The sequence below is a fragment of the Marinomonas maritima genome (assembly GCF_024435075.2).
Lineage (GTDB): Bacteria > Pseudomonadota > Gammaproteobacteria > Pseudomonadales > Marinomonadaceae > Marinomonas > Marinomonas maritima.
In genome coordinates this window covers 942,839-957,865 of the sequence record NZ_JAMZEG020000001.1, presented here as the reverse complement: position 1 = coordinate 957,865, position 15,027 = coordinate 942,839, and the positions used below count along the sequence as shown (strand labels likewise).

Sequence of the window (15,027 nt, the reverse complement as noted above, 5' to 3'; positions counted from 1 at the left end):
AAAAAATGGAAACACTTTCATGCTTGATAAATTTGACATCAGTATTCTTTCAGCCTTACAAAAAGACGGCCGCTTAAGTAATCGAGACTTAGCTGAAAAGATCGGTCTTTCAACCGCACCTTGTTGGCGACGCTTAAAACGTCTAGAAGACGAAGACTATATAAGAGGCTACACGGCTGAGTTGAACGCAAAAAAAGTGAACTTAAATGTCATTGCCTTTGCACAAGTGTCAATGGATAACCACCATCCGGAAACGCTGACGCCTTTCCTTTCTATTGTGCAAGGATGTCCTGAGATACAAGAATGCCATTCCGTCAGTGGGGATTGTGACTATTTACTAAAGATCATAACCAGAGACCTTGATAGCTATGATGAACTTTTGAGCAAACAACTGTTGCAGGCGAAAGGGGTTCGCTCTGTCAACACCATGTTTTCAATGAGGCAGCCTAAAATAACAAGAGAGTTCCCTTTAAATGAATTTCCTATCGGTGACTATTCTTAATATCAAAAAATAGCGCAACGAGAAGCATAAATTATCGCTCTCGTTGCGTCGCCTCCTATGCAAACACCTCTTTATTTGAATTCTCCATGACTTGTTTATTGTCAGGTAAATACTTCTGCATAGCGCGCATTAACGTTCGATGTTGCAAAATCGCGATGCATTCTTTTTCGCTCAAGTGATCCAGCAAACTATTAATATTCTCGCTGTTCATAATTTGCCATTCGGCACAAATCCAAGTACGACAAAAGGCTTTATTCGACTCATCCGCTGGCATTTGTGCCAGATGCCAATAAAACAATGAAGCATCAGACATCAAACGCGTTAACGATGGCAAAGCCGCGTCAAAACGTGGCTGAGCAAGGCCGGTGCTATAACGATGCTGCAATACCACAATAGGGTGTGGGCGTTTTTCTTCAGGCGCACGCAGCAGGCCAAAATAACGAATCACGTTGCCACGTTTTCTGCCACCACTTAACCAAGATAATGGAATGGAAAGTATCAAACCAAAACTAATCGGCAATGACCAATAAAACAACTCAGGACTTAAGAAAAGCGCGCCACCAGCCAGAACAACACCAAATACCGTATGACCAAAATGCGCACGTGCGGCCACTTTCCATGACGTGGCGCCATCGTCACGAGATTGCGGCTTCCAGCCACTGTCTTTGCCTTTAAACACACCATAAACCACTTGAAACTGAGCAAGCATCAAAATGGGCGCGTACAACGCCGACAACAGTGTTTCTACCAGAATACTCAAGGTCAATAAAATGGGGCCGCCAAATTGCAAACAACGTCGAATATTTAGCATCGCGGCTAGCCAACCATACACTTTCGGCGCTAATACCAATCCCATCGATAAAATGAACAAAGACCGCGCTTTCTCAAAATCAAACACGGGCCACGTAGGAAACAAAGATGGATTAGCAAAATACTCAGGTCGCACAAAATACGCCTGTATGGCGAGCGCAAAACCGACTACGATCAACAACAACCAAAAAACCGCACTCAGATAAGACATGATGCCGGATAAAAGATGTAAGCGCGTAGCAAAGTGAAAGCCTTTGGCAAACACAAACGCCTTATGTTGTAAGTTACCCTGACACCAACGACGATCTCGCACAATCACATCCACCAGCGACGGTGGCGCTTCTTCGTAAGACGCCGTTAAATCGGTATCAAAACGCACTCCCCAACCGGCTCGACGCAACAACGCCGCTTCCATAAAATCGTGACTCATGACATGGCCGCCAAAAGGCGCTTTACCCGCCAATACAGGCAAACCACAAGCATCCGCAAACGCTTTGGTTCGGATAATGGCGTTGTGTCCCCAAAAATTCGATGAACCACCATGCCATGCAGCCAATCCAGACGCATAAATAGGGCCAAAACAATGGTTCGCGAATTGCTGAATACGGCTGTACAAGGTATTGGCGCGAATAATCGTCGGTAAGGTTTGAATCAAACCAAGGCTAGCATCAGCACTCATGCGGCGAGTCAGTGAAATCAGACACTCTGCGCCCATTAAACTGTCGGCATCCAGTACAATCATGCACTCGTAATCATTACCGAAGTGCGTTACCCATTCGGCAATATTGCCCGCTTTGCGTTCCGCATTGTCATAACGGCGACGGTAAAAAATAGGACAGGCAGCTGAATCGTCATTTAACAGTGAATGAAAGGCTTGCTCTTCGGCAACCCAAGCATCGGCTTTGTTAGTGTCACTAAGAATAAAAAAAGCAAACTTGCCTGATGCTTGCTTCACAATGTCTTCGTGCATGGCTTGAATATTGGCTCGAATCCGTGATGGGTCTTCGTTATACACCGGCAATAAAATGGCCGTCACGCCGTCTACATCTTGCTCTTTACGACGCCTAGAAAAAGGCCAAAGCTGATAAAGTAAACCAAGCGTGGCTTGTGAAAAAGCAAAAGAAATCCATGTAAAATTGATACAAAACAGCACCAAAAACAACCACTGCAGCCCTGCAATCGCGTTCGTACTCAGCACACTGTACATTTCTACCGCGCCGTACCAAGACAAGCCAATCGTAACGATCAAGACAAATAATCGCGCTAACAAGGTGACGATATCATGGGATGAAAATTTGGCTTTTCGAGCATGAGACGCTTCATTTACCGCATGCCTAGGCATGTCCAACGGCGAAATAGCAGGTAGCGCACGCTTTGCAGTACTGTCCTTAGTTAACATAGTTATTCCTTCATCCAGCGATACAACCAAGTCGGTGCGACAGCCGCCTCGCCTTGTTTAAGCTGAACTCTGAGCTCAGCTAAATCTGCGTCTTGCGGGTCAAAAGTAACGTAAACTCGTACACCAGTGTTGTGTGGGTTTTTCACAATCAACGCTTCGAGTATTTTACCTTTACTAATACTGGCATTGACGATCAGCTCATCAACATTCACGTCTGGCATTTTATTAAAATCGATCACCACTTCAGGGCTATCGGTAAACAATTTCACCCCTTTAGCACTGCGCACAATACGTGGTAAATCCATTGAGACTGGGGTGTTATTCGACCACGTCATTAAATATTGATAAGTGTAAGACTGATCTTTTTTGAAGCCCTCTTTGGGTTGCCAGAAAGCTACGATGTTGTCGTTTGTTTCAGAATCTGAAGGAATTTCTACTAATTCAACATGGCCTTGCCCCCAATCATTCAAAGGCTTAATCCAAGCGGAAGGTCGAGTATGGTAATTGGCTTCTAAATCTTGATAGTCTTCGAAATTGCGGTGACGCTGAATCAAACCAAAGCCTTTTGGATAATTATCGCTAAACGCGCTCACCTGTAGGTTTTTTGGGTTATTCAAAGGACGCCAAATCATTTCATCTTTGCCCGTGAGAATCTGTAACCCATCTGAGTCATGCACCGCAGGACGATAATCAGGGAAATCAGATGCATCAAGCGAACTGTTGTGCATAAACATGGACGTCAATGGCGCGATACCAACGTGCTTCAAATCCACTCTTGGAAACAATGTCGCCTTAACGTCGATGCGAGTGGGCTTGCCTGGGTAAATACCAAATCGATACGCACCAGCCACACTCTTGCTGTCTAATAACGCATGAACAACAATAGCGTCTTGACTAGAAGAAGGACGTTCAATCCAGAATTGTTTGAACATTGGGAACTCTTCCCCTTTCGGCTGTGCCACATTTACCGCAAGACCGCGAGCGGACAAACCATAAGACTGGCCTTTGGACACTGCTCGAAAGTAGCTGGCGCCCTGAAAAACAACAAACTCATCATTATGGTCCACACGATTAATCGGATAATGCAGACGTAATCCAGCGTACTTGCCTACTTGAGAAATTAACTCACTGATTTCTTTACTCGGCGTGGTAAAGGAGTCAGCAGAGACATTAAGTGGAAACGCACGACCATTTTCAACCACATCAATAGTCACTAAATCTTTAAACAAAAAGCCAGGTGCAAATAATTGCACAGAGAATTTTGTCGGCGTATTGCCCCAAACCGCTTGGTTCTGCTGAAAATTGATCTTGCGATACATGGAGTAATCCATATCGATCAAGGCTTTTGGTGCTTTTTCCATTGGTTGCATTGGCGACTGCGCCAGTTTTTTTGCTAGATCAATCACCGTCTGAGAAGAAAAGTCATATCCTTTCGCCGTGAGATCTTGCTGGTCTGATTGAGTCTCTTCAGACACGACGGCCTGATTTTGCTGACGATCTCCACTAACAACCTTTTCTGACGCATGGCCATAACTTATTGTGTTAATGAATAATGATGTCAACACAGACCATTTAAACAATAAAAATGACTGTGAACGAAAATGTGATATGGAAATAAGGAATGGCTTCAAAAAAAACTCTCTCTTGGTTCGATTAGTCTTAGCTGAATTTCAACATAAGAATGACGTCATGGTTGAGCCACATATCATATAGCCAATCACAAACGAGATTAAGGCAAGAAAGTTGGAGGAATGCACAAAAATTAAGGAGAGATTGTATTGAAAGAATTCCCTCATTATTTTTCACGATTCAACCCGTTTCTCGACTTATCGTATGCCATGATGGATATTGTTACATGCTTCAAATCGCAGCGCATAATATAAGAAACCCACCCATTAAATCGAGATATAATTATGTTTAAAGCGCTTGATAACTGGTTAGAGAACCGACGAATCAAAGCCATGGGGTTCACGATAGAGCAATGGGAGTCTGCGGTTGCTGATTGGGCTGCGATGGAACGCTATAAAGGTAGTGAGCGCGACAATTTACGCGAAATGAGCTTCCGCTTTTTAGCGCGTAAAGGCATCACACCAGGCGGTAAATTTGAATTTACCGATGCAATGTGCCTTAAACTCGCCACTATGGCCTGTGTTCCTATTTTGCATCTTGGCTTGGGTTGGTATGAACATTGCCAAACCATTATTTTGTACGAAGGGGACTTTATTGCCAACCACCCTTATCAAAGTGAAGATGGCGTCGTCCATGCCGAAGGTCGTGGGTTAAGCGGCGAAGCGTGGCAACGCGGGCCTTTGATTTTATCGTGGGAAGCAATATTAGCAACAGGCGCTCACGCTCGTCATGGCAAAGCAAGCAACGTTGTCATTCACGAATTCGCCCATAAACTAGACATGCTTCGTGATGGCGCGAATGGCGCACCGCCTATGCACCCTGATATGAAACCGGGTCAGTGGCACGATATATTCACTGCAACATTCCAACGTCTTGAAAATGACTGGCAACACAACAAACACCTACCACTTGACGAATACGCGTTAACTAACCCAGCGGAATTCTTCGCGGTGTGCAGCGAAACCTTCTTTGAATCTCCAGCAATGATGAAGAAAGAAATGCCTCAAATCTACCGACTGCTCTGTCAGTTTTATCGACAAGAACCCGCTTAACTTTTCGTATCACAAATTCAAATCGAAGGCCGGCACAGAATCATCACATCAACGTACTGACGAATTGGTATAAGTCACACCACTAATACGTTTTGTTTTCTAGAAGTGCCGATTTAATTTTACTCTGCCCCCATCTATCACCGATAATTCACCACAATGGCTCAATATAACCAATGACGCATCTTGGAAGAGCACTCGCCTATTTAATGGAAACCCTATTCAATGGAAATTAAAGTTAATTTTCTCGACAATCTGAGACTTGAAGCCAAGTTTGATGATTTTACCGTTACCACCGATCAGCCTATCCGCTACAAAGGCGATGGATCAGCTCCAAGTCCGTTTGATTATTTCTTAGCGTCGTCGGCGTTGTGTGCGGCGTATTTTGTGAAGGTGTATTGCAAAGCCCGAGATATTCCAACAGATAATATTCGCCTGTCGCAGAATAATATTGTCGATCCAGAAGATCGCTACAATCAGATTTTCCAAATCCAAGTCGAACTACCAGACGATATTTCAGATAAAGATCGCCAAGGTATCTTGCGCTCTATTGACCGTTGTACTGTGAAAAAAGTGGTGCAAACTGGGCCAGAATTTAAGATTGAAACCGTTGATAATCTAGACGCAGACGCCAATGCCATGTTGATGGGCCAGTCCGATGGCACATCAAACACCTTTATTCTCGGTAAAGATCTACCAGTAGAACAGACCATTGCCAATATGACGGGTATGTTAGCCGATCTTGGCATGAAGATTGAGATCTCATCTTGGCGCAATATCGTACCCAACGTTTGGTCTCTGCACATTCGTGACGCCGCATCGCCGATGTGTTTTACCAACGGTAAAGGTGCGTCCAAAGAGAGTGCCCTGTGTTCTGCACTCGGTGAATTTATTGAACGTTTAAATAACAATTTTTTCTACAATGATCAATTTTTTGGCACGGATATCGCCAACAGCGAATTTGTGCATTACCCGAATGAGAAGTGGTTTACACTAACCAAAAACGATGCCTTACCAACAGGCATATTGGATGACTATTGCTTAGACATTTACAACCCAGACGATGAGTTATTTGGTTCGCACTTGATTGATACCAACTCCGGCAATAAAGATCGCGGCATTTGTGCGATTCCTTATACGCGAAAATCCGATGGCGAAACCGTGTACTTTCCATCAAATCTCATCGAAAACCTCTTTTTAAGTAATGGCATGAGCGCGGGGAACAACCTCCAAGAAGCGCATGTACAATGCCTGTCGGAAATTTTCGAGCGTGCTGTTAAACGCCAAATCATCGAAGATGAAATTGTATTACCCGATGTCCCCCTGCAGGTGCTTGAAAAGTACCCAAGTATTCTCGCTGGCATTAACGGTTTAGAAGAACAAGGCTTTCCAATAGTAGTAAAAGACGCGTCACTCGGCGGCCAATTCCCAGTCATGTGTGTCACCTTGATGAACCCGAAAACAGGCGGCGTATTTGCCTCTTTTGGCGCACACCCGAGCCTTGAAGTGGCACTAGAGCGCAGCTTAACCGAACTGCTGCAAGGCCGCAGCTTCGAAGGCCTAAACGACGTACCAAAACCAACTTTTAGTAGCATGGCGGTAAGCGAACCAGAAAACGCTGTTGAGCACTTTATCGATTCAACAGGGGTCATTTCATGGCGCTTCTTTAGCAGCAAGCACGACTATGATTTCTGCGAATGGGATTTTTCCGGCACCAATGAAGAAGAAGCCAGCAGTTTGTTTGGTATCTTAGAAGACTTAGGTAAAGAAGTGTACATTGCCGAATTTACCGATTTAGGCGCATCAGCCTGCCGTATACTTGTACCCGATTATTCTGAGATTTACCCCGTTGAAGACTTGGTGTGGGACAACACCAACAAAGCGTTGGATTATCGTGAAGATATTCTCAACCTACATTCTTTAAGCGCTAAGCAACTTGCCAACTTAGTGACTCGCTTAGAAGAAAGCCAACTTGATAACTACACCGATATCCCTACCTTGATCGGCATTGTATTTGATGACAATACCGTGTGGGGGCAGTTAACGATTATGGAATTGAAAATTCTGATCTATTTGGCACTCGGTGCGCACGAAGACGCCATGGAGTTAGTCGGTGAGTTTTTGCAGTTTAACGACAACACGGTAAAGCGCGGCCTCTTCTATCAAGCTATGAACGCGGTGCTAGAAGTGACCCTAGACGAAGAATTAGTGCTTGACGATTTCATCCACAACTTCAACCGTATGTTTGGTAAAGACGTGATGGAGAATGTCGTGGGGTCAATCAACGGTGATGTGCGCTTTTATGGACTAACGAAGACCAGCATGCAACTTGAAGGCATCGAACCGCATTTACGATTGATTGAAAGCTACAAAAAACTGCATCAAGCACGTAAAGCAAACGCCGCGAAATAATGTCGTAAGCTAGCGCTAGATTGTCGCAGTAAAAAGCGAACCTGAGGGTTCGCTTTTTTGTTAGTCGCAAGTCGATTACTCATGCATGAGTACATTAACAAGCTTACCAAAAGGGTCTCGTACGAAGAACCGACGAACTCCCCAAGGTTCGGAAACAGGTCCATATTCAATATTGATATTTTCGGCAACCATTCTATCCAAGACTGTATCAAGGTCATCTACTTCTATCGATAGATCAGGGACAGCGGTTCCCGAACCACCTTCAGACGCCACGCTTATTTGAACTGTCATTTCTATGTCCGAGCTGTACGTTTTTATCCAACCATGATCCATAATAAGACTGAGACCCAATATTGATTCATAAAACACTTTGGCCTCATCGGTATTGACTGCCGCCACATTCGAGACAATTCGCATTACTTTCATTATTTTACTCCTTGGCGCCAAGGCTTTAAGGTCCGTTTAAGTAACGTGCATGACTAGAGATTAAAACCTTAGATGTTTCGTTGTTCTAACCACGCCAAAACAGTAGGTAGAAAATCTGGAGAAAAAGCACCTTCCTCTAACCACATAAGCTTTATCCATTGCCAAAATCCCATATTTTGGCTGTCGAATGAATTTGAATTCAACATTCCATGGTTTGCATTCTCTATTAGTTTTGTTGTCACTAATTTATTACTCTGAGATTGCCACCATTCAAATTCTTGCTTAGCATTTACATTTAGATCTTTTTCACCCCACAAAAATAAGCTTGGTACTTTTATTTGTGAATAGTCATGGCGTGCATCAGCATTAAAGTTATTTAGGACAAAGTTATAACGATCTTTTTCCATGGCATATTCGCCAGCATAGGTTAAATATTCGCTATAAGAAGGATTTTTTTGAAAAAACGAAATGTCTTTCATGTAAGCATCTAGCGCTGAGGTGATTTCATTTTTATTGCTACCGGCTATTTGATGACGAATTTTTGTAAGATAGGAACCTTGTTCAACCCAATTAGTCGCAAACCCTATGCCTATAATAAAGCCCACTTTTGATGGCTTATTTGCCAAAGCAGGCAATATCCAACCAGCTTGGCTAAAACCAACTAAGCCTGTGTTTTTCGCTGAAAAGTGATATTCATCTTGTACTAAATCAATAGCCGCTAGAACCTCCGATTGACGTTCAGTCATACGTTGCTCAAGCCAGTTTCCGGAGGAATCACCTACACCGGGCTTGTCCCAGCTAAAAATGGCATATCCATTTTCCCTTAATCGCTCCCAGATAATGCCGTAGTACCCATCGGCATCATACGACATAGCGCCATCACCATGAACAAAGAGTAATACTGCTTTGGCTGGCTGTCCGTTAGTATTTTCTAGGTAATGGCCTGATAACCTATCCTGTCCGTTTTCAAAAAATATTTCTTCTGCGTAGCTAAATGGATTGAAAATTAATACTCCAAATATAAAAACAAAGAACCTACTCATTTTTGTACCTTTTAGGAGAATGATGGCTGACATGAAATACTTAACTCCATTATAGTTGAAAGTACTAAAACCAAGTAATTACTTTAGATCTGGGTAGGGTTTTAACATTATAATTTATATCAATTGGTATGGACCCAGTTTCCTAGACAGTTTCTAGCTCCGTAAAATATCGCTTCTCATATTGCATTGGCGATAATCCATTATTTGATCCATGGTGACGCTTTGGATTATAAAAGCATTCGATATAATCAAAAATCTCTGAGCGAGCATCGCTTCTTGTTTTGTAGGTTCGATTGCGCACTCTTTCTTTTTTTAACAATGAGAAAAAGCTTTCCGCAACGGCATTATCATGGCAGTTACCACGACGACTCATACTGGCTTCCAGATTATTATCTTTTAAGAAGGTTTGCCAATCTTTCGAGGTATATTGAACCCCTTGATCTGAGTGTACTAGTACTCTTTTTGTGGGGCGTCGTCGCCAAATAGCCATGAGTAAAGCATCAATAACCGACTCCGCTGTTGCTCTTGATCTCATTGACCACCCTACGATCAATCTAGAAAATAGATCCACAACGACGGTGACGTAAAGCCAGCCTTCTTTTGTCCGGATGTACGTAAAATCAGTTACTCAGACTTGATCTGGCTCTGGGACAATAAACTCTCTATTTAGTGTATTTGGCGCTGTGTTACGCTCAGCGCCACTATAAAAAACAGGGTGACGTTTGTAGCCTATGAGCGCTTTTAGGCCCTCACGGCGCATCACTCTTAGCACTCGATTCTTTCCACAAGACTTACCTTCTCCTTTTAGGTCTTTGGTGATGTTGCGGTAGCCGTAAACACAACCACTCTCAAGCCAATGCATTTTAATCGTAACGGCAAGTTGGTCATCTTCTTGTTCGCGTCGACTTTTTGGGCAGTCCAGCCAAGCGTAAAAACCGCTCCTATGGACTTGCAGTGTTCGACATAAGACAACAATAGAATAGTCGTTGAGCCGTGATTTTATGAACGTGTACTTTTCTTTGACTCCCCGGCAAAGTACACGGCGGCCTCCTTTAGAATGTCCCTCTCTTCGGTCACCCGCTGAAGCTCCGCTTTGAGCCGTTGGATCTCTGACTGAGCGGAATCTTCCGCTTTTCGACTTGCTTCAGGTTTGCGGTATCGAGCAATCCAATCATGCATACTTTTGTAACTAACGCCAAGTCGCTCAGCCACTTCAGCAATCTTATAACCACGCTCTGTTACTTGTTTAACGGCTTCAATTTTGAACTCTTCGGTATAACGTTTCCCACTCATAATTCACCTCATTTTTACCTATTATTATATAGCTATGAGATGTCTATTAAAGTGGGTCCATACCACTTATTTGTTGGCATTTATCTCGAAATTTTGGTCGGCATTTCATGAGAAGTGAAAAAGTTAAGCTTATTATCTACTTAACTATTTTGGCTGTAATATGCGAGTTTTTAGGTATTTGGTATAATCTGAGCCTAGAGTCAACACCAAAAATGGGAGCTTCTACTTTATCTTTGATCTTAGCTTTTACTGCTGCAACGGACGCGTTACTTATATCATTGGGCGTTCATTTTATTGGCAAACGTATGTGTAACTATTTCTTAAGCAAAGATGAGTAAACAAATACCTAACCAAGCTATCAAAAATCGTTCCCAGTCAAGGAAACGACCTTTACTGAACGCAATAAAGATCACCTTTTACATTCGACGCAATCCTGATTGTGTGCGCCCAATATTTCAAGCCGTTATTTTTAGAGCAATATTTTGATGCCGTTGAGTTAAGGTGTGCTAAAAAAGCGCAAGGTGAAATTCAAGGGCTTTACGGAGTCCATGACGGTAATATTGAGATACAGTTCATCTCACCTGATGCTCGCATATAAGGCATTGGTGCTATGTTGTCAGCCAATGCTATTCAAGAGCTGGGCACTTCAAAAAACTATGTAAATGAACAAAATGTGCAAGCGCTAGGTTTTTATCTACATATTGGCTTTAAAGTAATAGCCGGTTGGCAAATAATTGGAGTCAGATACTGAGGTATCCCCACGAATTTGATATAAATAACAATTAGTTAACATAAGAAGGGAACGTTCATGGCCCTTGGTGATCAATAATTTCGCCAAAAACAATCAAACACGAGAACCATGAACGCGACATCTATTCTGAACAAAATCCTTCCATTTGTCAGCCCAAATATGCATAAAACTCGACGCAAGGCGCTATCAGCTTGTGTACTCAGCTTAGCGCAAGGCAATCTTTGCACCGTGACTAGTATCGGTCGAGGCATCCAATCAAAAGCGTACGAAAAGCATCGCATTAAACGCTCAGACCGATTGCTCTCCAACCCGAATTTACACCGCGAAGCATTATCGGTTTACGCTTATATCTGCCGACTCTTTGTGATTCAAACGCGTCCAATCATTAGCGTGGACTCGTCTGATTTAGATGCTCGTGGACAACACTTTCTCATTCGTGCCAGTACGGCTTTTGAGGGGCGATCCATTACGCTTTATGAAGAAGTGCATGACAAGCTCACAAAAGAAAAGCCTAAAACACATCGACAATTTTTAAGTGTTTTAAAAGCACTGCTTCCAAGTAAAGCAAAGCCCATCATTGTAACGGATGCTGGATTTAAGACACCTTGGTTAGATGAAGTTGTGAAACAGGGCTGGGATTATGTCGGACGAGTTAGAAGGCCGCGTAAGTACTATGATGACTCGCTTCAAGCTTGGCGCTGCATATCCACTTTGTTCTCTAGTGCTAATCAAAAACCTAAGCATCTAGAGCTTAAACATCGTCAATCTAGTCCGATCACCAATCAGTTTGTTCTTTACAAGAGCCCACCTAAAGGGCGTCACTCCATCAATCAAAAAGGTAAAAGACGTGCTTCTTTATCTTCGCTTACCGCAGCCAGAGGGGCAAAAGAACCTTGGTTATTAGTGTCTTCTCTTCCCGTGAACCGTCTTTTTGCTAAACGTTGCGTCAAAGCATATGAAACGAGAATGCAAATTGAAGAAGGTTTTCGCGATATGAAAAGCAGCCGATTCGGCTTGGGATTTGAGTTGAGTTATACATCAAAGATAGAACGGCTGAGCAACTTAATCCTGCTTACAACTGTCACTGCGCTTCTGCTTGTTTTAGTCGGTAAAGTCATAGAGCTAGCGGGCTATGCAAAACGCTTCCAAGTGAATACTCTACGTAAGCGAAGAGTTCTGTCACACTTTTACCTTGGGAAACGAGCCATTATGACTCGTTTCCAGATATCAAAAAAGGAATGGCAGGACGGCATCAGGCAACTAGTCCAGCAGCTAAAACAAGGAGCCTATTCATGAGTAAATTTGTGGGGATACCTCAGAGTCAGATACAAATTAAACTTTATTTTATCTGACTCCAATTTTTCGCCCCTTCGTCAGGCTAAAACCGCGACCTACCCTACAACGAAAGCTTCGTTCCCAATGGCATTTTTTATTAGATAGTCGCTTCGCTCATGACGTCCTACAAAAAAACAGCATCACAGATAAAATCTGTTCGACGCGTTTTCTATTAGAGAGTCGATTACGTGATTCTATGGCGTTTCAGAGTCATTTCAAAATATCTTCTCGCAAGCCGACAAAACCAATCGACCCCATCTTCCGTCTTCTCCCTTGAAGAAAGAGAAAGAGAAAGAGAAAGGGGAAGAGACTAAGCCCCATATTCTGTAGGTCGCCTGTAATGACGCTTTAATAAAAACCCTAACCAATCAATTCATATGAAATCACATACAGGCGTTCAACATCTGGATATATTTCTTGGATGACGTTTTTCAGTTCTGGCAGTGTCATATTTTCTTGTTGGGCATGAAATTCCGACAGTTGGCTGAAGGCAATAGCGTCAACAGATTGGATTTTCAATGCGCAAAACCATCGATCATTTTCATAGGTGGACACTTGTACCACGCTGTTCGGTGCATAGTCTTTTTCTGCTTCATCACGAATGGTGATGGTTTTCTTGCCTGATAATATATCGGCTTCGAATCGTTCGAAAAACGTTATTTTAGACAGGCTCAAAGCTCTTTCCTTTTACTATTTTTTCGATTCAATGTTTGTTCAATACAGATAGCCGAATGTGCATCATTAGCAGCATACTGAATCTGGTTTTTCTTAAGTGGATACGCACCCCAGTTTGATTTTTGAGCGCCTTTTCCTAGACGTGCTTTTAGTACCATGGCAACAGCGGCTCGTGCGCCAATGCTGTTTTTTTCTCCGGCTAAATTTTTTAACGTAACCGATAAATCTTGCGTATTGACTATGTCTATATTCAATTTATTGCGCAGCTCTTTATTATCACCTTTAAGACCAAACCCGACTTTTTTGATGTTGGCATTGCTTAATATTTGCGAAACCGCAGCAACAGCGGCGGGAAATCGAGTTGGAAATAAAAATGCCTTTGATTGCGTTGCCAGTTGGATTAACGCAGGTCCAGGACTCACCTCACCTTTACGAAAAATAGGTTTGCTTTCCGTATCGAATCCCAAGCACGTTTCGTTTTCCAATTCTTTCAGTGCGTCTGTAGCATCCTGTTCATTTTCAATGATCTTGATATCTGAAAGATCAAGACCAACATACAAAGGCAACTCAAGAATCTGTTCCTTAGTAGGACGTTCCATATCATATCTCTTTAATTATTAATGCTTAGACCAAAATCCGAGGAGAGAATAAAAACCCATGCCTCTATAAAACACTAATCATAACCTAGCACGATCAACCGCATGTTATAATCGCGATCAAACATACGCTATAGCCGAAGGTTTGGGCTAAAAAATGGCTATTTCTGAACATCCCTCAAAACTGAGTTTACCGCAGACGAATCCCGGCGTCGTCACCGTATTAGAATACCTAATCATTAAGTTTCCTTATGTTGATGCGCAGATATGGCAACAGCGCATGGCCGATGGCAAAGTACATTGGCACGACGGTTCACTGATAAACGCGCAATCACGCTTTCAGCCACAGCAACGGGTTTACTATTACAGGGAAGTCGAAAACGAACCCCGCATTCCTTTTAAAGAAACGATACTCTTTCAGGATAAGCATATTTTAGTGGCTTATAAACCTCACTTTCTCGCCGTTACACCCGGTGGTATTTATGTGAATGAGTGTCTGCAAAATCGTTTACGCCGCAGCACAGGTATTGAGAGTTTACAGGCCTTACACCGTTTAGACAGAGTGACAGCCGGTTTAGTGATGTTCTCTGTTAATCCAGACACTCGCCATGATTATCATCGGTTATTTGAAACGCGACAAATACACAAAACCTATCAGGCCATAGCAAGCATCAGTAGCGATGACCATTTAATCGATAAAAAGTGGGACATTAGGAATCGTATCGTGCCGTCTGAACCACGCTTTCTCATGCAAGTGACTAAAGGCGAAGCTAACAGTCATTCGATGATTCGATGCGTGCAACAAACAACTCAGCAAGCACTGTTTGAACTGCACCCAGTGACAGGTAAAACCCATCAGTTGCGTCTACATATGCAAACACTGGGTTGGCCGATTCTGAATGATAAATATTACCCACAACTACAACCTCAATCAGCGGATAATTATTCAGCACCATTGCAGTTACTGGCCAAGGAACTTCAGTTTATTGATCCAATCACTCAGCATTCTAGACACTTTCGTTATGACGGCGATTTGCTATTAGACCAAAATAACTAGCCATTAGACCAAGATCAACGTCGTCTTAGCCGTCTTGGTCTACGATTTTG

Annotated in this window: 11 protein-coding genes and 1 pseudogene; 5 read left to right on the top strand and 7 right to left on the bottom strand. The window is 42.9% G+C overall.

Going from position 1 to position 15,027, the window contains the following annotated elements; translation table 11 throughout:
* Nucleotides 1-19 precede the first annotated feature (19 nt).
* The gene (locus tag M3I01_RS04615) at nt 20-502 is read left to right on the top strand and encodes an Lrp/AsnC family transcriptional regulator (protein WP_255894415.1); all 483 of its coding nucleotides are present in this window, start codon (nt 20-22) and stop codon (nt 500-502) included.
* A gap of 55 nt (nt 503-557) precedes the next feature.
* Here the strand turns inward: M3I01_RS04615 and mdoH are convergent, their stop codons facing one another.
* Complete coding sequence (mdoH, locus tag M3I01_RS04610; protein WP_255894414.1) at nt 558-2,711, bottom strand: glucans biosynthesis glucosyltransferase MdoH; 2,154 nt, start codon at nt 2,709-2,711, stop codon at nt 558-560.
* 2 nt (nt 2,712-2,713) lie between these two features.
* Complete coding sequence (locus M3I01_RS04605) at nt 2,714-4,276, bottom strand: glucan biosynthesis protein G (protein WP_255894804.1); 1,563 nt, start codon at nt 4,274-4,276, stop codon at nt 2,714-2,716.
* Between the two features lie 348 nt (nt 4,277-4,624).
* Between M3I01_RS04605 and M3I01_RS04600 the strand changes: the two genes are divergently transcribed.
* Together M3I01_RS04600 and M3I01_RS04595 are read left to right on the top strand one after the other, a co-directional pair.
* Nucleotides 4,625-5,392: a M90 family metallopeptidase gene (locus M3I01_RS04600; protein ID WP_255894413.1), complete on the top strand. Its 768-nt coding sequence runs from the start codon at nt 4,625-4,627 to the stop codon at nt 5,390-5,392.
* A 222-nt stretch (nt 5,393-5,614) separates the two neighbouring features.
* Nucleotides 5,615-7,801: an OsmC domain/YcaO domain-containing protein gene (locus tag M3I01_RS04595; protein ID WP_255894412.1), complete on the top strand. Its 2,187-nt coding sequence runs from the start codon at nt 5,615-5,617 to the stop codon at nt 7,799-7,801.
* A 75-nt stretch (nt 7,802-7,876) separates the two neighbouring features.
* Here the strand turns inward: M3I01_RS04595 and M3I01_RS04590 are convergent, their stop codons facing one another.
* The 3 genes and pseudogenes from M3I01_RS04590 to M3I01_RS04580 form a co-directional block, all read right to left on the bottom strand.
* A complete protein-coding gene (locus M3I01_RS04590; protein ID WP_255894411.1) occupies nt 7,877-8,227 on the bottom strand; it encodes a VOC family protein in 351 nt (116 codons plus the stop codon).
* A gap of 68 nt (nt 8,228-8,295) precedes the next feature.
* Nucleotides 8,296-9,303: an alpha/beta hydrolase family protein gene (locus tag M3I01_RS04585; protein ID WP_255894410.1), complete on the bottom strand. Its 1,008-nt coding sequence runs from the start codon at nt 9,301-9,303 to the stop codon at nt 8,296-8,298.
* A gap of 109 nt (nt 9,304-9,412) precedes the next feature.
* A pseudogene (locus M3I01_RS04580) lies at nt 9,413-10,563 on the bottom strand (IS3 family transposase).
* Between the two features lie 859 nt (nt 10,564-11,422).
* On the opposite strand from M3I01_RS04580, the gene M3I01_RS04575 reads away from it, so the two are divergent.
* On the top strand, nt 11,423-12,610 hold the full coding sequence (locus M3I01_RS04575; protein ID WP_255894409.1) for an IS4 family transposase: 1,188 nt from the start codon (nt 11,423-11,425) through the stop codon (nt 12,608-12,610).
* A 399-nt stretch (nt 12,611-13,009) separates the two neighbouring features.
* Here the strand turns inward: M3I01_RS04575 and yqfB are convergent, their stop codons facing one another.
* Complete coding sequence (gene yqfB, locus M3I01_RS04570) at nt 13,010-13,324, bottom strand: N(4)-acetylcytidine aminohydrolase (protein WP_255894408.1); 315 nt, start codon at nt 13,322-13,324, stop codon at nt 13,010-13,012.
* Nucleotides 13,321-13,923, bottom strand: a complete 603-nt coding sequence (locus tag M3I01_RS04565) for a 3'-5' exonuclease (RefSeq protein ID WP_255894407.1) — start codon at nt 13,921-13,923, stop codon at nt 13,321-13,323. Before M3I01_RS04565 ends, yqfB begins: the two co-directional genes overlap by 4 nt.
* 154 nt (nt 13,924-14,077) lie before the next feature.
* On the opposite strand from M3I01_RS04565, the gene M3I01_RS04560 reads away from it, so the two are divergent.
* Nucleotides 14,078-14,977 (top strand): pseudouridine synthase, encoded by a 900-nt coding sequence (locus M3I01_RS04560; protein WP_255894406.1) that lies wholly within the window; start codon nt 14,078-14,080, stop codon nt 14,975-14,977.
* Nucleotides 14,978-15,027: the final 50 nt, after the last annotated feature.